At 62.5% G+C, this 17266-nt stretch carries 18 protein-coding genes; 7 read left to right on the forward strand and 11 right to left on the reverse strand.

The window, feature by feature from the left end; genetic code table 11:
* Window positions 1–39: 39 nt before the first annotated feature.
* The 4 genes from AC3WOG_RS06000 to AC3WOG_RS06015 are packed head-to-tail and all read left to right on the forward strand — an operon-like array spanning window position 40 to window position 3342.
* Complete coding sequence (locus AC3WOG_RS06000; protein WP_492577127.1) at window positions 40–1236, forward strand: acyl-CoA dehydrogenase family protein; 1197 nt, start codon at window positions 40–42, stop codon at window positions 1234–1236.
* A gap of 10 nt (window positions 1237–1246) precedes the next feature.
* Entirely contained in the window at window positions 1247–2374 is a 1128-nt protein-coding gene (locus AC3WOG_RS06005) for an acyl-CoA dehydrogenase family protein (protein WP_492577128.1), read from the forward strand.
* Window positions 2375–2410: 36 nt separating this feature from the next.
* On the forward strand, window positions 2411–2869 hold the full coding sequence (locus tag AC3WOG_RS06010) for a MaoC family dehydratase (protein ID WP_492577129.1): 459 nt from the start codon (window positions 2411–2413) through the stop codon (window positions 2867–2869).
* Window positions 2866–3342 carry a MaoC family dehydratase gene (locus AC3WOG_RS06015; RefSeq protein WP_492577130.1) on the forward strand — a complete coding sequence of 159 codons (477 nt, stop codon included), beginning with the start codon at window positions 2866–2868 and terminating at the stop codon, window positions 3340–3342. The genes AC3WOG_RS06010 and AC3WOG_RS06015 overlap by 4 nt, the downstream gene beginning before the upstream one ends.
* Before the next feature lie 93 nt (window positions 3343–3435).
* On the opposite strand, the gene AC3WOG_RS06020 is transcribed toward AC3WOG_RS06015, so the two are convergent.
* The 6 genes from AC3WOG_RS06020 to AC3WOG_RS06045 form a co-directional block, all read right to left on the reverse strand.
* Window positions 3436–4137: a glutathione binding-like protein gene (locus tag AC3WOG_RS06020; protein ID WP_492577131.1), complete on the reverse strand. Its 702-nt coding sequence runs from the start codon at window positions 4135–4137 to the stop codon at window positions 3436–3438.
* 152 nt (window positions 4138–4289) lie between these two features.
* The gene (locus tag AC3WOG_RS06025) at window positions 4290–5549 is read right to left on the reverse strand and encodes an acyl-CoA dehydrogenase family protein (protein WP_492577132.1); all 1260 of its coding nucleotides are present in this window, start codon (window positions 5547–5549) and stop codon (window positions 4290–4292) included.
* 62 nt (window positions 5550–5611) lie between these two features.
* On the reverse strand, window positions 5612–6718 hold the full coding sequence (locus AC3WOG_RS06030; RefSeq protein WP_492577133.1) for a phosphotransferase: 1107 nt from the start codon (window positions 6716–6718) through the stop codon (window positions 5612–5614).
* A 20-nt stretch (window positions 6719–6738) separates the two neighbouring features.
* Window positions 6739–7455 carry a histidine phosphatase family protein gene (locus AC3WOG_RS06035; RefSeq protein ID WP_492579729.1) on the reverse strand — a complete coding sequence of 239 codons (717 nt, stop codon included), beginning with the start codon at window positions 7453–7455 and terminating at the stop codon, window positions 6739–6741.
* Between the two features lie 22 nt (window positions 7456–7477).
* Entirely contained in the window at window positions 7478–8266 is a 789-nt protein-coding gene (locus AC3WOG_RS06040) for an oxepin-CoA hydrolase, alternative type (protein ID WP_492577134.1), read from the reverse strand.
* Entirely contained in the window at window positions 8263–9819 is a 1557-nt protein-coding gene (locus AC3WOG_RS06045; RefSeq protein ID WP_492577135.1) for a 3-hydroxyacyl-CoA dehydrogenase, read from the reverse strand. Before AC3WOG_RS06045 ends, AC3WOG_RS06040 begins: the two co-directional genes overlap by 4 nt.
* A 125-nt stretch (window positions 9820–9944) precedes the next feature.
* Here AC3WOG_RS06045 and AC3WOG_RS06050 point away from each other — a divergent pair, with 125 nt between their 5' ends.
* On the forward strand, window positions 9945–10592 hold the full coding sequence (locus AC3WOG_RS06050; protein WP_492577136.1) for a glutathione S-transferase family protein: 648 nt from the start codon (window positions 9945–9947) through the stop codon (window positions 10590–10592).
* A gap of 94 nt (window positions 10593–10686) precedes the next feature.
* Here AC3WOG_RS06050 and AC3WOG_RS06055 read toward each other — a convergent pair whose 3' ends face one another.
* On the reverse strand, window positions 10687–11859 hold the full coding sequence (locus AC3WOG_RS06055; protein WP_492577137.1) for a pyridoxal phosphate-dependent aminotransferase: 1173 nt from the start codon (window positions 11857–11859) through the stop codon (window positions 10687–10689).
* A 127-nt stretch (window positions 11860–11986) separates the two neighbouring features.
* Window positions 11987–12484 (reverse strand): putative toxin-antitoxin system toxin component, PIN family, encoded by a 498-nt coding sequence (locus AC3WOG_RS06060; protein WP_492577138.1) that lies wholly within the window; start codon window positions 12482–12484, stop codon window positions 11987–11989.
* A gap of 57 nt (window positions 12485–12541) precedes the next feature.
* Between AC3WOG_RS06060 and yaaA the strand changes: the two genes are divergently transcribed.
* Together yaaA and AC3WOG_RS06070 are read left to right on the forward strand one after the other, a co-directional pair.
* The gene (yaaA, locus tag AC3WOG_RS06065) at window positions 12542–13324 is read left to right on the forward strand and encodes a peroxide stress protein YaaA (protein WP_492577139.1); all 783 of its coding nucleotides are present in this window, start codon (window positions 12542–12544) and stop codon (window positions 13322–13324) included.
* 36 nt (window positions 13325–13360) lie between these two features.
* Window positions 13361–14515 (forward strand): M14 family metallopeptidase, encoded by a 1155-nt coding sequence (locus tag AC3WOG_RS06070; RefSeq protein WP_492577140.1) that lies wholly within the window; start codon window positions 13361–13363, stop codon window positions 14513–14515.
* Window positions 14516–14654: 139 nt separating this feature from the next.
* Here the strand turns inward: AC3WOG_RS06070 and AC3WOG_RS06075 are convergent, their stop codons facing one another.
* The 3 genes from AC3WOG_RS06075 to AC3WOG_RS06085 all read right to left on the reverse strand — a co-directional run bounded on the left by AC3WOG_RS06075 (window position 14655) and on the right by AC3WOG_RS06085 (window position 17122).
* Window positions 14655–15287 carry a BspC domain-containing protein gene (locus AC3WOG_RS06075; protein ID WP_492577141.1) on the reverse strand — a complete coding sequence of 211 codons (633 nt, stop codon included), beginning with the start codon at window positions 15285–15287 and terminating at the stop codon, window positions 14655–14657.
* Window positions 15288–15455: 168 nt separating this feature from the next.
* Window positions 15456–16130 carry an energy-coupling factor ABC transporter permease gene (locus AC3WOG_RS06080; RefSeq protein WP_341312723.1) on the reverse strand — a complete coding sequence of 225 codons (675 nt, stop codon included), beginning with the start codon at window positions 16128–16130 and terminating at the stop codon, window positions 15456–15458.
* A gap of 113 nt (window positions 16131–16243) precedes the next feature.
* On the reverse strand, window positions 16244–17122 hold the full coding sequence (locus AC3WOG_RS06085; RefSeq protein ID WP_492577142.1) for a response regulator transcription factor: 879 nt from the start codon (window positions 17120–17122) through the stop codon (window positions 16244–16246).
* Window positions 17123–17266: the final 144 nt, after the last annotated feature.

A 17266-nucleotide genomic window follows, 5' to 3' on the forward strand; every position in this document is an offset into this window, starting at 1 on the left:
TCACTGGCGGCGGGTGGTTGCGGCCAGGAGACACTACGCATGAATCTGGACTATTCCCCTGCTGACGACGCGTTCCGCGCCGACATCCGCGCCTGGCTCGAAGCGAATCTGCGTCGCGAGCTGAGCGACAAAGTACTCAACCACAAGCGTCTGAATCGCGACGACTTCGCAAGCTGGCACAAATTGCTTGGCACGCGTGGCTGGTCGGTGATCGCCTGGCCGAAAGAATACGGCGGCCCGGGCTGGGACGCGACGCGCCGGCACATCTGGGACGAAGAGTGCGCGCGTATCGGCGCGCCTTCCGTGCTGCCGTTCGGCGTTTCGATGGTGGCGCCGGTGCTGATGAAGTACGGCAACGAGGCGCAGAAGCGTCACTATCTGCCGCGTATTCTCGACGGTACGGACTGGTGGTGCCAAGGTTATTCGGAGCCCGGCTCCGGGTCGGATCTGGCCTCGCTGCGCACGCGCGCCGAGCGCGTTGGCGATCATTACGTCGTCAACGGTCAGAAAACCTGGACCACGCTCGGCCAATACGCCGACATGATGTTCTGCCTCGTGCGCACTGACAGCGGTGCGAAGAAGCAGGAGGGCATCTCGTTCCTGCTGATCGACATGAAAACGCCGGGCATCACAGTGCGCCCGATCATCACGCTCGACGAAGATCACGAAGTCAACGAAGTCTTTTTCGAAGACGTGAAAGTGCCAGTCGACAATCTGGTCGGTGAAGAGAACCGCGGCTGGACCTATGCGAAGTATCTGCTCGGGCACGAACGCACGGGCATCGCCCGCGTCGGCCAATCGAAGCGCGAACTCGTATTCCTGAAGCGCCTCGCGCTCGATCAGAAGAAGAACGGCAAGCCGCTGCTGCATGACCCTGTGTTCGCCGCGAAAGTCGCGAGCCTGGAGATCGAGTTGATGGCGCTCGAAGTCACCGTGCAACGCGTCGTCGCCAATGAAACGGGCGGACGCGGGCCGGGACCGGAGGCATCGATGCTCAAGATCAAGGGCACGGAAGTGCAGCAAGGTCTGACCGAATTGATGGTCGAAGCGATCGGGCCGCTCGCCGCGCCATTCGACGTGCGATTCCTCGAAGGCGAACGCGAACACAGCCTCGCCGGTGACGATGACGCCGCGCCGCTGGCCGCGTACTACTTCAACTTCCGCAAGACGTCGATTTACGGCGGCTCGAACGAAATTCAAAAGAACATCATCGCGCAGATGATTCTCGGACTTTGAGGAGCGGCGCATGGACTTCACTTTCAACGACGAACAACAGCAATTTGCCGACGCACTGCGCCGCTATCTGGACAAGAGCTACGGGTTCGAAGCGCGCCAGGCGATCGTGCAATCGGAAGCCGGCGTGTCGGATGTGCACTGGTCGGCCTTCACTGAACTCGGCCTGACCGCGTTGCCGGTGCCGGAAGCACTAGGCGGCTTCAATGGCAGCCCGATCGACATGCTGGTGGTCATGCAGGAGTTGGGACGCGCTTTGGTCGTCGAGCCGTATTGGGCGACCGCCGTGGGTATCGAAGCACTGCGGCTGGCTGGCACGGGGCAGGGCGAGGATGCATCGCTGCTCGAACGCACGGCCCAGGGCGAGATCAAGCTGGCGGTGGCATTTCACGAGCCGCACGCCCGCTACGATCTGTTCGAGGTCGAGACGGCAGCGACCGCGCAGGACGAGCAGCACACGCTGAATGGCACGAAGTCGGTCGTGCTGCACGGCGCGCAAGCTGACTACTGGATCGTGCCGGCCCGGCTGAACGGCGAGATCGCGCTGTTCGTGGTCGCGCGCGATGCGACCGGAGTCAAAGTGACCGACTATCGTACGATCGACGGTCAACGCGCCGCAACACTCGAGTTCCAGGGCACGCCGGCGCGCCGGCTCGCCGGCAAACACGCCGGCGCGGCCACGCTCGAGCACATCGCGGATTACGGCACGGTGCTGCTGTGCGCGGAGGCGGTTGGCGCGCTCGATGCGCTGAACCACGCCACGCTCGACTACACCAGGACGCGCCAGCAATTCGGCCAGCCGATCGCGCGGTTTCAGGCGTTGCAGCATCGTATGGTCGAGATGCTGATTCACGCCGAGCAGGCTCGTTCAGTGACTTATCTGGCGGCCGTGCGCTACACCAGCGCAGACGCGGACGAACGCCGTCGTGCTGTGTCAGCTGCAAAGGTGCGAGTCGGCCAGGCCGCGCGTTTCGTCGGCCAGCAGGCGGTGCAGTTGCACGGCGGCATGGGCGTCACGAACGAAGTGGCCGCGGCGCATCTGTTCAAACGTCTTGCTATCATCGAAACCACGTTGGGCGATGTCGATCACCATCTCGCGCGTTTCGCTGCGTTGCCGGGGTTTGTCACCGCCGAAGCCTGATTAGCCGGTTGGATCGAACAAAGAAGAGGTGCGACGATGGGGTTGAGTTTTGAGGACATGGTGGTCGGCACGACTACCGAAATCGGCAAGCATACGTTCACGCGTGAGGAGATCGTTGCGTTTGCGGAGCAGTTCGATCCCCAGCCGTTTCACGTCGACGACATGGCCGCCGCCGAGTCGCCGTTCGGCGGCCTGGTCGCAAGCGGCTGGCATACCTGTTCGGTCATGATGGGCATGCTGGTGCGCAACACGATCGCCGGTTCCACGTCGATGGGTTCGCCCGGTATCGACGAGATTCGCTGGTTGAAACCGGTGCGCGTCGGCGACACGATCACCATGATGAACGCCGTGCTCGACAAGCGCGTCTCGGCGAGCAAGCCGGATCGCGGCATCGTGTCGACGCAGTGGGAAGGCATCAATCAGCACGGCGAAACGGTGATCATCGTGCGCTCGAAGGGGTTGTTCGGCCTGCGCGATCCGGAAGCCGCGTCATGACGGGCAGCGCGGCGGCTGCCGCGGCGTTCGACGATGCGCAGGCGTTGCGTGCGCTGGTGGGCGCGCAACCGCTCGTCAGCGAGTGGCTGACGGTCGATCAGCTCAGCGTCGATCGTTTCGCCGAGGCCACTGGCGATCACCAATGGATTCACGTCGACCCCGAACGGGCGCGGCGTGAGTCGCCGTTCGGCGGTCCGGTCGCACATGGCTTCATGACGCTGTCGTTGATTCCAGCACTGCTGGGAAAGACAGTGACGCTCAAGCAGCGCATGGGCGTCAACTACGGATTGAATAGAGTGCGGTTCACGTCGCCGGTGCTGGTCGGCTCGCAGTTGCGCGCGAGTTTTGCGGTGGAGTCAGTCGAAGATGTCGACAACGCCGGCGTGCAGGTCGTGTGGAATGTGACGCTGGAGCGGCTGGGCAGTGAGCGGCCCGTGTGTGTCGCGGAGTTCATCACACGGCATTACTTCTAGGCTTTCAGCAGGTACATGCCGGACAAAAAAGCGCAAGCGGTATCGATGCCGGCTCGCGCTTTTTTGCGTCGTGTCGATTGCCGCGGAGAAAGATTAGTGCTTCGCGTATTGCGTCGCGCCGAACAGCATCTCTTTGGCCTCGTCGTCCATGAGCGGTTTGCGGGCCGACGCCAGCACGTCGACGCCGCGCACCACCGCCGGACGTGCGGCGATTTCCTCATGCCAGCGCTTCACGTTCGGAAACGCATCCAGTTCGATGCCCTGGTTCTGCCACGAGCGTGTCCAGGGGAATGCTGCGATATCCGCGATCGTGTAATCGTTGCCCGCCAGATAGCGCGTCTTGCCGAGTTGCGTTTCCATTACGCCGTACAGGCGCCGCGTCTCGTTCGTGTAGCGATTGATCGCGTATTCGATCGGCTCCGGCGCATAGATGCGGAAATGATGCGTTTGTCCGAGCATTGGACCCAGTCCGCCCATCTGGAACATCAGCCATTGCAGTGTTGCATAGCGCGCGGCCGGGTCGGGGGGCAGGAACTTGCCGGTTTTCTCGGCCAGATAGATCAGAATCGCGCCCGATTCGAACAGCGAAAACGGCTTGCCGTCGATGCTCTTCGGGCCGTCAGAATCGACGATTGCCGGAATCTTGTTGTTCGGGCTGATGGCGAGGAATTCGGGTTTGAACTGGTCACCCGTGCCGATGTTCACGCCGTGCACGGTGTACGCGAGGCCCGTTTCCTCGAGCATGATGTGAACTTTGTGGCCATTCGGGGTCGCCCAGCTATAGACGTCGATCATCGTGGCTCCTTTGTTTTGTGAAAGCGGCGCCGCAAAGGGCGCCGCAACTGGCGAAAATTAGAGCACAGATCGAGCGATGCTGCTGGCGACGGCGCCACGCCGAAGGTCAACTTCGCGGCACCAGAACCAGCCCTGAGTTCACGCGGTCAACCTCAAAACCGAGTAATCGGTGTCTCCACGCGAGCCGCTGCACCCGGATCCATATGGCGCGCGAGTTCGAGCTTGGCGATTGCATTGCGGTGCACTTCGTCGGGACCATCGGCAAAGCGCAGCGTCCGTGCGGACGCATAAGCGTAGGCCAGCGGAAAATCATCGCTGACGCCGCCGCCGCCGTGCGCCTGGATCGCCCAGTCGATCACCTGACATGCCATGTTCGGCGCGACCACCTTGATCATCGCGATCTCGCCGCGCGCGCCCTTGTTGCCGACCGTGTCCATCATGTATGCGGTCTTCAGCGTCAGGAGGCGAGCCTGTTCGATCATGCAACGCGCTTCGGCAAGGCGTTCCTGTGTGACGCCTTGCGCGGCGACCGGCTTGCCGAACGCGACGCGTTGCATCGAGCGTTTTGCCATCAGTTCGAGCGCGCGCTCGGCGAGACCGATCAAACGCATGCAGTGGTGGATCCGTCCCGGTCCGAGGCGGCCTTGCGCGATCTCGAAGCCGCGTCCTTCGCCGAGCAGCATATTGGCCGCCGGCACGCGCACGTTTTCGAGCGTGATTTCCATGTGGCCGTGCGGCGCGTCGTCATAGCCGAAAACGGTGAGAGGGCGGTGCACGGTGATGCCGGTGGCGTCTGCCGGCACCAGAATCATCGACTGCTGTTGATGGCGCGGCGCTTCGGGATCAGTCTTGCCCATCACGATATACACCTTGCAGCGGGGATCGCCCGCGCCGGACGACCACCACTTGTGGCCGTTGATCACATAGGCATCGCCCTCGCGCACGATGCTCGTCTGGATATTGGTCGCATCCGACGACGCCACTTCCGGCTCGGTCATCAGAAACGCCGAACGGATCTGACCTTGCAGCAGCGGTTCGAGCCACTCGCGCTTGTTGTCGTCGCTGCCGTAGCGCTCGATCGTTTCCATGTTGCCGGTGTCGGGCGCATTGCAATTGAACACTTCCGGCGCCCAGGGCACGCGGCCCATGATCTCGCACAGCGGTGCGTATTCGAGGTTCGTCAGACCGGCACCACGCACGGATTCAGGCAGGAACAGATTCCACAAACCGGCGTCGCGCGCCTTCAGTTTCAATTGCTCGATGAGGTCGGTCGGCACCCATGCGTTGCCGCTCTGACGATTGCGCGCGACTTCGGCGTAGAACGCTTGTTCGTTCGGGTAAATGTGCGCGTCGAAGAAGGCGAGCAGTTTCTCGCGCAGCGCCTGAACCTTCGGGGTGTAATCGAAATTCATGTATGACCTCGCGGATGACGAATGACGTTTGATCGGGCGCGCAACTCGGTGCGCCGATTCGGTTAGCGCACCTTCTGTGCGTAGCGCCAGGCGAGTTCCGCCATCGGCCTGGCACGACGGCCGGCATCGAGCGCTTGCGCGCTGGCTGCGGTGCCGTCGACGACGCGTTTCATGATCCCTTGCAGGATCGCGGCAATGCGGAACATGTTGTACGCCAGATAGAAGTTCCAGTCGCCGTGGATCTCGAAGCCGGTGCGCTTGCAATAGCGCTCGACATATTGCGCTTCGTCGGGAATGCCGAGCGCTGCCCAGTCGAGTCCGGCGATGCCGCGAAATTGCGCGGGATCGACGTGCCACGCCATGCAGTGATACGCGAAATCGGCGAGCGGATCGCCGAGCGTCGACAGTTCCCAGTCAAGCACCGCCAGCACGCGTGGCTCGTTGGGATGGAAGATCAGATTGTCGAGCCGGTAGTCGCCGTGCACGACCGAAGCGCGCTCGCTCGTTTCGGCCGGCATGTGCTGCGGCAGCCATTCGATCAGGCGCTGCATCGCGTCGATCGGTTCGGTTTCGGACGCGATGTACTGCTTGCTCCAGCGGCCGATCTGGCGTGCGAAGTAATTGCCCGGTTTGCCGTAGTCCGCGAGGCCGACTGCCGCGACGTCGACGCTATGCAATGCGGCGATAACGCGATTCATTTCGTCGTAAATCGCCGCGCGCTCCGACGGCGTCACGCCGGGCAAGGACTGATCCCACAACACGCGGCCTTCGACGAACTCCATCACGTAGAACGCCCGGCCGATCACGCTTTCGTCCTCGCACAAGGCGAGCATCTTCGCGACCGGCACGTCGGTGCCGGCGAGCGCATGCATCACGCGGTATTCGCGCTCGACGGCGTGCGCGGAAGGCAGCAACTTCGCGGCCGGCCCGGGCTTCGCGCGCATCACATATGAGCGCGACGGCGTGACCAGTTTGAAGGTGGGATTCGACTGGCCGCCGGCGAATTGTTCGAGCGTGAGCGGCCCGGAAAATCCGTCGACATGCTGGGTCAGCCACGCGGCGAGCGCATCGCTGTCGAAGCGTTGTCGCTCGTTGACCGGACGGGTGCCCTCGAAGGCCGAATAATCCGGTTTGTGTTCTGGTTCGCCGTTCTGTGTGGCTTGCACCATATGTCTCCTCCAGTTCGGTTTCAGCTACGCTTGTAATGAATGAATTGTGCGTAGAGCATTTCCATCGTCGTATTGCGGACGTCGCGATGCAGCGGCGACGGCGGTGAATAGTTGATCGTGCGCAGCACCCAGTCGCGCGGCGCGGCGCCGACGTCGAGCGCGTTGATGCAGCCGGTGGCCTGCGCCAGATGGCCGAAGAAGGTGCGTCCACCGGCGGTGAGCGCATGCGACAGAATCGCGCGATTCACGCCGCCGTGCAGCACGAGCAACACGGCATCCCACGACGTGTCCTCGCGTAGCGCCGCCACTGCGGGCAACACGCGATCGAACAACTCGCCGATAGTTTCGCCGTCGAGAAAGCGTGTGCTTTCCGACACGATGCCGTCGAATACCCCGAGAAATGCCGCTTCGATATCTTGCGGTGGAATGCTGCCCAGCTTGCCGCCGCGAATTTCCTGCCACGCGGGCTCGATCTCAAGTTCGATCTGTTGACCGGTTTGCGCCAATACGCGCTGCGCGGTTTCGACCGTGCGCGGCAAACCGCTGACGATCACGCGATCGAAACGGACTTGCTGCCCGGCGAATACGCGGCCTGCCGCGCTTGCCTGCTCGCGACCGTTGGCATTCAGTGGCACAGTCTCAGGATCGATCGCGCGTCCGGAGTCGTCGAAGTAGGTCACGTCGCCGTGACGCATCAGAAAGATGCGGCGGCGTTTGGGGAGTTGATATTCAGGCATGGTCCCTTTATTCACGCTCTATTCACTTGTAGACCGGCGCGCGTTTTTCGAGGAACGCGGAAATCCCCTCGAGCCCGTCACGATGATGCAGCGACGCGACGAAACTGTCGCGCTCCGCAACCAGGTGCTCCGCGAGTGGCTGTGTGCCGGCTGCGCCGATCAACCCTTTGATGCGCGCAACCGAATTCGGCGAAATCTTGCCGAGTTCGTCTGCCCAGGCCACTGCGGTATCGCGCACGGCACCGGCCTTCGCCAGTTTGTTGACGACGCCTAGATCATGCAGACGCGCGGCGCCGATCGGTTTGCCTTCGATCAGTACTTCAGTCGCCAGCTGACGCGGCAAAGCCTGCGCGAGAAACCACGAGCCTCCGCCGTCCGGCGTCAAGCCGACGCGCGCGTAGGACATCACGAATTTGGCGTCCTCCGCGGCGACGATCAGGTCGCACGCGAGCGCCAGCGAAAAACCCGCGCCGGCGGCCGCGCCTTCGACTGCGGCGATCACCGGTTTCGACGACAGACGCAGCGCCGAAATCCATTCGCCGAGCAGGTCGATGCTTTCCGCCTGCACCGACGGCTCTTTCGCGCGGTTTTCCAACAAGCGATTCAGATTGCCACCGGCGCAGAAGAACTGGTCCGCGCCGTTAATCACGACGGCGCGGATCGATGGATCGCGTTCCACCGAGTCGAGCGCTTCGATGCCGGCGGCGTACATGTCCGGATGCAGCGCGTTGCGGGCGCCGGGGTTCGACAGCGTGAGAACCAGAGTCGATTCGCTTTCGGTCGGGCGCGAGGTCAGCAGTTCAGCGCTCATGGTTGCGTCTCCGTTTGGGTATCGGCAGCGTCGCGTTGTGTCAACGGCAGGCCCAGTTGCGCTCGCCGTGCAAGCCAGGGCGACGGACGGTAGCGCGGATCGCCGAGCACACTGAAGATATTGCGCAAGATCGCCAGGATCGTTTTCGCGCCGAGCGCATCACCGAGTGCGAGCGGCCCACGCGGATAGCCGAGCCCGAGCGTCACGGCGAGATCGATATCTTCGGGCGTGGCGATCTGCTTTTGCGCGATGTCACAGCCGATGTTGACGATCGTCGCCACCACGCGTTGCGCAACGAAACCGGTCGAATCGCGAATCACGGTGACGGGGATGCCGTCGGCGGTAAACAGCGCGTGCGCGGTATTGCGTGCGGCGAGAGTCGTGGCGGGCGTCGTCATCAGCGTGCGGCGCTGCGCGCCGACCAGCGGGAATAGTGCGTCGACGGCGACCACGCGGCTCGCATCGAGCGCTTCGTCGACGGCGGCGGTGGTTGCGTCATGGCCGAACGGTGTCACGACGATCAGCGAATCCGCGGTGGGGGCCGCGCCTTCGTCGAGCGTCACGCCGGCTGTGGCGACCAGTTGCACAACCGCTTCGCGCGCTTCCGGATAACGCTTGCTGACCCACACGCTTTTAGGCAGTTCAGTTGGCGCAGGTGCTTCGGCGGGCACTTGCTGCTTGCCGTCTTCGTAGCGGTAAAAACCTTCACCCGTTTTGCGGCCGATCAGGCCGCCCGCGAGCCGCGTGCCGGTGATCGGCGACGGCGTGAAGCGGGGCTCTTCATAGAACTGGTGATAGATCGATTCCATTACCGGATGCGACACGTCGAGCGCGGTCAGATCGAGTAGTTCGAACGGCCCGAGCCGGAAGCCCGCCTGCTCGCGCATGATGCGGTCGATGTCGGCGAAGCTCGCGACGCCTTCGCCCGCCACCCGCAGGCCCTCGGTATTCATCCCGCGGCCGGCGTGATTGACGATGAAGCCGGGCATGTCCTGCGCACGTACCGGCGTGTGGCCCATGCGGCGGGCGAGGTCCATCAACGCGTCGCCGGCGGCTGGATCGCTGCGCAGACCGTCGATCACTTCGACGACCTTCATCAACGGCACGGGATTGAAGAAGTGATAGCCGACCACGCGCGACGGATCGGTGCAACCCGCGGCGATCGCCGTGATCGACAGCGACGACGTGTTCGAAGCCAGCACGCAGCGGCCGCTCACCACCGTTTCGAGTTCGCGGAAGAGGGCCTGCTTCACGTCGAGCTTTTCGACGATCGCCTCGATGACCAGATCGCAATCGGCCAGATCGCCGATGACCTGTGCGTCGCTCACGTTCGCTAACGCGGCGAGCGAGCGAGCCTGGTCGAGCTTGCCTTTGGCGCTCAACCTGGCGAAAGTCTCGGCAAGGTAGTCGCGCGCGGCGCCGATCGCGGCGGGATTCGTGTCGTAAAGACGCACGGTGAGGCCCGCCAGCGCGGCGATCTGGGCAATACCGCGGCCCATTGCACCGGTTCCGACAATGCCGATAGTCTCGATGCTGTAATTGCGAGAGGTCATTGTGATGCTCGACTCCATGGTTATTTTAGAATAGCACGATCGTGCAATTTACTGGATGATTGATCGAAGGCGGCCGCATTGAGTCTGGCGAGCGGTCTCAACAACCCGAAGGAAGGAGACACCCGATGATCAAGCTGTGCGGTTTCGCGCTGTCCAATTACTACAACAAAGTGAAGTTCGTGCTGCTCGAACACGGCATTCCGTTCGAGGAAGTGCCCGTGCTGCCGAGCCAGGAAGAGGCCATGCTCGAGCATTCGCCGCTCGGCAAGGTGCCTTATATCCAGACCGAGCACGGCGATCTGTGCGAGTCGCAATGCATCGTCGACTATCTGGCCGCGCGTTTTCCCGACAAGGCCATCTTCTCGCCGGACCCGTGGGAAGCGGCCAAAGAGCGCGAACTGATTATGTTCGTCGACGTGCATCTCGAACTGACCGCGCGCAATCTCTACAAGGAAGCGTTCTTCGGCGGCACGGTGACCGACGCGACCAGGGCGCGAGTCGAGAAGTTGCTCGCGCATCACATCGCCGGTTTCAGGAGAATCGCAAAGTTCGGGCCTTATTTGCGCGGCGAGCGTTTCAGTGTCGCCGATACGGCGGGTTATGTCAGTTTGCCGCTGGTGGGCATGGCGACACAGACGATCTACGGCCGCGATCTTCTGCTCGACGCCGGCGTCGACTGGAAAAGCTATGTGAAGGCGATCAACGACCGGCCGGCCGCGCAGCGCGTGACCGAGGACCGCAAGGCGTATATCGCGGCGGCGCGTGCGGCCTGAGCGCTGGCGTGAGGGCCGGCTTGCAACGCACGCCTTGGCCGCTGCGCGCGATGGCGAGGAACGTGGATTCGTTCGCGGCATCGCGCGGGGCGTCCTAGAGCCGCGCCAGCCGGTCGAGCGCGGCGGCTAGCGTGCTTTCCTGCTTGGCAAAGCAGAAGCGCACCACGCCCGATTCATGCGCTTCGTGATAGAACGCCGACACCGGAATCGCCGCGACGCCGACCTCACTGGTCAGCCACTGCGCGAATTCGGCTTCGGGCAAATCGCTGATCGTCGAATAATCTACACATTGGAAGTACGTGCCTGTGCAAGGCAGCAGCTTGAAGCGAGAATTCGCGAGACCGGTGCGGAAGAAGTCGCGCTTCTTCTGATAAAACGCCGGCAGATCCAGATACGGTGCCGGATCCCGCATGTATTGCGCAAGACCGATCTGCATCGGCGTGTTGACCGTGAACACGTTGAACTGGTGCACCTTGCGGAATTCGGCGGTCAGTGCGGCGGGCGCGGCCACATAGCCTACCTTCCAGCCCGTCACGTGATAGGTCTTGCCGAAGCTCGACACCACGAAACTGCGCTGCGCCAGTTCCGGATAACGCGCGACGCTTTCGTGCGGTGCGCCGTCGTACACCATGTGTTCATAGACTTCGTCCGACAGAATCAGCGCGTTGGTGCCGCGCACGATTTCTTCGAGCTTGCGCATGTCTTCGGCGCGCCAGACCGTGCCGGTCGGATTGTGCGGCGTGTTAATCAGCAGCAGCCGTGTTTTCGGCGTGATCGCAGCAGCGAGCTTGTCGAAGGGAATCGCGTAATCAGGTGCGTCGAGCGTGACGAACACCGGCTTGCCGCCCGCCAGTTCGATCGACGGCAGGTAGCTGTCGTAGGTTGGTTCGACCACGATCACTTCGTCGCCGGGATGCACGGTGCAGAGAATCGCGGTCAGCAGCGCTTGCGTAGCGCCTGCTGTCACGGTGATTTCGTTGGTGGCGTCGTAGCGGCGGCCGTACAGGTTCGCAATCTTGTCCGAGATCGCCTGACGCAGCGGCGCGACGCCGGCCATCGGCGGGTATTGATTGTGGCCGTCGCGCATGGCGTTCGCGACCGCATCCACAATTCGAGGATCGCAGCCGAAGTCGGGAAAGCCCTGGCCGAGGTTCACCGCGCCTTTTTCGGCGGCGAGCGCGCTCATCACGGTGAAAATCGTCGTGCCGACATCCGGCAGGCGAGACGGAAACGAAGGAATCGTGGGCGTGTCGTGCGGTGCATTCATGGCGCTGTCCGGAGCGTAAGCGGGTGAGTTGGCGAAAGACGTCGTTTGAAAAGAACGAAGCCTGATTGTAGGGAATCGCGGCGCTGCGTGCGCGCCATCGGTCCCCTGTTGGCCATTCGGCTAGGGGTCACGCGGGCGCAGGCTCGCCGGCGGCCGTCAAAGAGGCGCCGACTAACGTGACGAAGGGCGCCGGCTGGGCGATCTGAAAGCCGAAGTCGCGCGCGATACGCTTGGCGAGCTTCAACACCGCACGATCTTTCGACACCAGCCAGTCGGCCTGCGCGGCGTGCGCGAGTTCGAGAAACTTCTGGTCGTCGCGGTCTTTGCATCTGGGCAGCGGCCTTGCGTCTTCCGCCGGCGCGGCTGGTTCGACCCGCTGCGCGAGGCGCGCGACGACGGCAAGAGCCGCCGCCTTGTCGACATTTCGATGCACGAATTGCGGATAGTCGAGCACGTAGGTCAGTTCGGCGAGACAGCGCGCGTCGATCAGCGCGGCGAGAGCGCCGCTTTCGAGCGCGGCGCGGATCGGCCGCGTGTGCGGGTCGTCGAACACGAGAATATCGATCCAGACATTGGAATCGAGGACGACGCGCAAAGCGCCGCGTGAGGCATGGGAACCGGGCATTCGTTACAATCTGGCTTTCGTCTTTGACCGCCAGGCACGGCGTGCCTGCAAGCCTCTATGATAATCGTTCTGTCGCCGGCGAAATCGCTCGACTACGAAACCCCGCCACACGTCAAAAAACACACGATTCCCGATTTTGTCGACGACGCGGCCGAATTGATCGGCGGATTGCGCCGTTTGTCACCGCAGCAGATCGCCACGCTGATGAGCATTTCGGATCCGCTCGCGCAACTCAATTTCCAGCGCTACGCCGAATGGTCGCCGACCTTCGGCACGCACAACGCCAAGCAGGCGGTGCTCGCGTTCAACGGCGACGTGTACGAAGGCTTCAACGCGAAGACGCTGTCGTCGGCTGATCTGGATTACGCGCAAAACCATGTGCGGGTGTTATCCGGTTTGTACGGATTGCTGCGGCCGCTCGATCTGCTGCAACCGTACCGGCTCGAAATGGGCACGCGCTTTGCCAATACGCGCGGCAAGGATCTGTACGCGTTCTGGGGCGAGCGGATCACGCAGGCGTTGAACGCGCAACTGAAGAAGAACGCTACCGCCTCGCGCGTGCTGGTGAATTGCGCATCGGGCGAGTACTTCAAGTCGGTCAAGCCTAAGCTGCTCGAGGCACCGGTCGTCACGCCCGTGTTCGAAGACTGGAAGGGCGGCCGCTACAAGATCATCAGCTTCCACGCGAAGCGCGCGCGCGGCCTGATGGCGCGCTACGCGGTCGAAAACCGCCTTGGGGCGCCGGAGCAACTGAAGGGCTTCGACGCCGAAGGCTACGCGTTCGAGCCCGAAGCTTCGAACGATTCCACCTACGTATTCCGCCGCCGCGTCGCTGACTAAGCGATTGCCGCCTACACACAAGCAGGGAAGAACACCATGACGTTATCGATTACGAGCAACTTCGACGCGGGTGCGATCGAACTGCTGTCCTGCGAAGAGGCCAGCAATATCCGTCTGCGTGTGCGGCCCGACAGTCACGCCGAGTTCGCGCAATGGTTCTACTTCCGGGTGTCCGGCGCTGCTCGCGAGCGTTGCGTGATGACCTTCGAAAATGCCGCTGCATGCGCGTTCGCCGAAGGCTGGCGCGACTATCAGGCGGTGGCGAGCTACGACCGGGTGAACTGGTTCCGCGTGCCGACCTCTTACGACGGCCGCGTACTGACGATCGATCACACGCCGGATTTCGACCGCATCTATTACGCGTATTTCGAACCGTATAGCGAAGAACGGCACTCGGCGTTTCTCGGCGCGGTCCAGCAGATGCCGCAGGCTTCGCTCACGGAGTTGGGCAAGACTGTCGAAGGCCGGCCGATGTCGCTATTGACGCTCGGCACGCCGCAAACCGGCGACACGCTCAAGAAGAAGATCTGGCTGATTGCCCGTCAGCATCCTGGCGAGACGATGGCTGAATGGTTTATCGAGGGCCTGGTGAAACGTCTGGCGGGCTGGGGGGATTGGGCGGGCGACCCGGTCGCGCGCAAGCTGTACGATCACGCGGTGTTTTACATCGTGCCGAACATGAATCCGGACGGCAGCGTGCACGGCAATCTGCGCACCAACGCGGCCGGTGCGAACCTGAATCGTGAATGGATGGAGCCGGATGTCGCGCGCAGCCCGGAAGTGCTGGTGGTGCGCGATGCGATTCACGCGACCGGTTGCGATCTGTTCTTCGATATTCACGGCGACGAAGCGCTGCCATACGTGTTCGTGGCCGGCTCCGAAATGCTGCCGGGTTTCACTGAGCGGCAAGGGGTGGAGCAAAAGGCGTTTATCGAGGCGTTCAAGCATGCGAGCCCGGACTTTCAGGACAAGTATGGCTATGCCGCGAGCAAGTATCGCGAGGACGCGCTGAAGCTGGCTTCGAAGTACATCGGCAACGAATTCGGCTGCCTGTCGTTGACGCTCGAAATGCCCTTCAAGGACAACGCCAATCTGCCCGACGAGCGGGTGGGCTGGAACGGCGAGCGCAGCGCGTCGCTCGGCGCTGCGATGCTGCAGGCGATTTTGCGGCACGTCGAGACGTTTGCCTGACATTCACTTGACGTTCGTTCCCTAAACGGACGCGACACAAAAAAGCGAGGCACGCACTTCTGAAGTGCGTGCCTCGCTTTTTTGTGTGCCTGCATGACCGGCGGCGCGGCCTCGTTGATGCGGCCGCCGGTTTCGCCAGTTAGTGAGTCTTTTTCGCGGGTGCTTTCCTCGCGGCCGATTTGCTCGAAGTGGTTTTGCCGGAAGATTTGCCCGACGCTTTCTTCGTTGTCTTGCCGCTCGCCGAGTGCTTGCCCTTTACGCTCTTGTGCTTACCCGGCGACACCCTGGCCCCGGTAGACCCGGTACTGTGGGCGCGAGCCGGCGGCACTGGATCGTTCCAGCTGAACGCCAGCATCTGAGTGCCGACATAGCCGCAGCGGAATTTGAGATCGGCTGGATCGCCGTCGCCGCTTTGACGGATACCAAGCCCTTCGACGGTGACGATGCTATCCACCTTGACGCGCTGCTTGCCCTGGTCGAACGAGTCGTTCCAGGGCGTGACCGACGCATGCGCGCTATCGAAGGAGCTGGGTGGGAATTCGACACGCTCGAAGGCGGTCGAGGTGCTGGCGACAAAGTTGCCATGAGCTGCGCAGTCCGCGACCAGCGGGTCCGCGTGCATGTCATTGACAAATCTGTTTACGAGATCGTTGTGCTGTTCGAGTTGATCGGCGAATGCGGGAGCGGAGCACATGAGCGAGAGACTCGCTGCACATGCCGCTAACCGGCCGACCAACCGCAGCAATCGGCGCGGTACGTTGGTGCTATCCATCTAGTTCGTTAGACGCTAATGAGACATCAGGCACGTAAGATGCCCAACGCGAGGAAGGAGTTCAATCCTGACACAAATATTTTGTCCTGTTGTGGTGTGCGGGCTCGGACGCGTTGCGCGTCGAGGTGGCCGATCGCCGCAGATACGCGCTTCATGGAGCGCCGGATGTCAGGTGCGTGGTCCGCCCAATCGATATCGGCGCACGTCGTAGGTGGTGACCCATGCGGGCCGGTAGACCGCGATCAAAGCCGTCGACATGCCGGTGAACCATGCTTCGCCGGTGGCTAGTAGAAGCACGCTGAATGCATAGCCGGCCGGCACCACGGTCATCGATCCGTCGGCAAGCGCGATGTGAATGCCAAGTGCCGCAGAGGCGGTGAGCGACACGGCAATAGCCGGCGACACAAAACCCTGGCCGAAGATAAACATGAACATGTTGCGTGGCAGCCAGGCGATGCTGGCGCGCTGAACCAGCGTCGAGATGCCGACAGGCAGTGCACCGAATACAAGGAAAGTCAGCGCGATGCCCTGCCAGGGTGCGTCGAAAACGACGGCGGCAAGACCGGTGACCACCGCCATTGCAATCAGCGCCAGCGCCCAGTCGAATAGTGTGACGACCAGTGTGGCGCCGAGCAGATGCATGACGGTGCCGTCGTCGAGCCACGCATTGCTGGCCCACAGCACGGAAATCGCGACAACGATCGCGAGCCAGACGTGCTGCAGCGTGCCGTCCTGAAGTCGTTTGAAGGGGTTTTTCCAGAGCGCGAGCGCGACCACTATCGCAGTGGCGATCCAGCCACCGACAGCAACCCAAAACGGAAGCGGTGTGTAGAGGAAACCCATGTTTCTCATATTACTCGTTGGACGGCGAAAGGTGTGAGCGGATTCCATGCCAGCCGGCGCAAACACTGCCAGAACGGTGCGTGTCCTGATATCGGCGCGGGCGCCGGTTGTTGTCAGGTCGAGCCTTCCGTAGCCGGTTCCGGCGCTGAACCGGCTGGCGGTGGATCGCCAAAGGGCGTGCTCGGTTCGGCTGCCATAGGCAGCGCGTCGGCCGTGTCGTTAGCTGGCAACGGATACTGGAAACGCTGCCGCGTGCGGCGCCGCAATGGCACCACGCCGGCTTGCCCCATCACCGGCCGAACTGGACTTTCGCCATCGTTGCGCAGTACCTGCAAATGGGCCGACAGCCAGCCGTTGTAAAGCGCGACCGCGGCGGCGCGATTGGGTGCCCCGAGTTGCTGGAATATGCTGGTTAGATGAATCTTGACGGTGCCTTCGCTGATGCCGAGCGTGCGCGCGATCATCTTGTTGGTGCTGCCCATGTGGACGCAGCGCATGATCTGCTCCTGGCGTGGCGACAGGCCGCTGGAAAGCCGGGCGCGACGAGGTGGGGGATTCTTCTCGTCGAACAGGCGGATGGCGGCATCCGGAGGCAGTGGGGGATTGAGCGCCAACGCGCCTGCCGGCACATAGTGGCCGCCCAGCAGCACCATCTCGAAAGCGCGCACAATCAGGCACGGGTCGGTTTCGCGCGGCACCACGCCGAGCACACCTTCGTCCATCAGGTCCCGCACGCAGGCAGGCGAGACCTCGTCGGCCAGCACGGCAATGCGCAGGTCCGGATAGTGACTGAGCAGGCGGCGAGCATCCGCCACCGACATCCAGTCTTGCCAGTCGATTACCAGCAAGTCGGGCTGCTGGCGCTTGAGCGTGCGTTCTACCTGACGCCAATCTTGTGCTTCATTGAAACGCGCCAGCCGGTCGATTTGCCGCAGTAGGGCTTTGAGCCCATCGCGTCGTTCCGCGTCTGAGTTGAGTATCGAGAATCGCATGCCATGTCTCCTGATGAATCGGCTGAAGTGGCGCGATCAGGCGATCCGGCGAAGGGGCCGGGCGCGTTGCGATGCGTCACCGGGCCTATGATGACAAATTCCCTTCGACTTGACGGCCTGTCCAAAAGGCATAAGAAGAAAGCC

It is taken from the genome of Paraburkholderia sp. FW306-02-B, assembly GCF_058782725.1.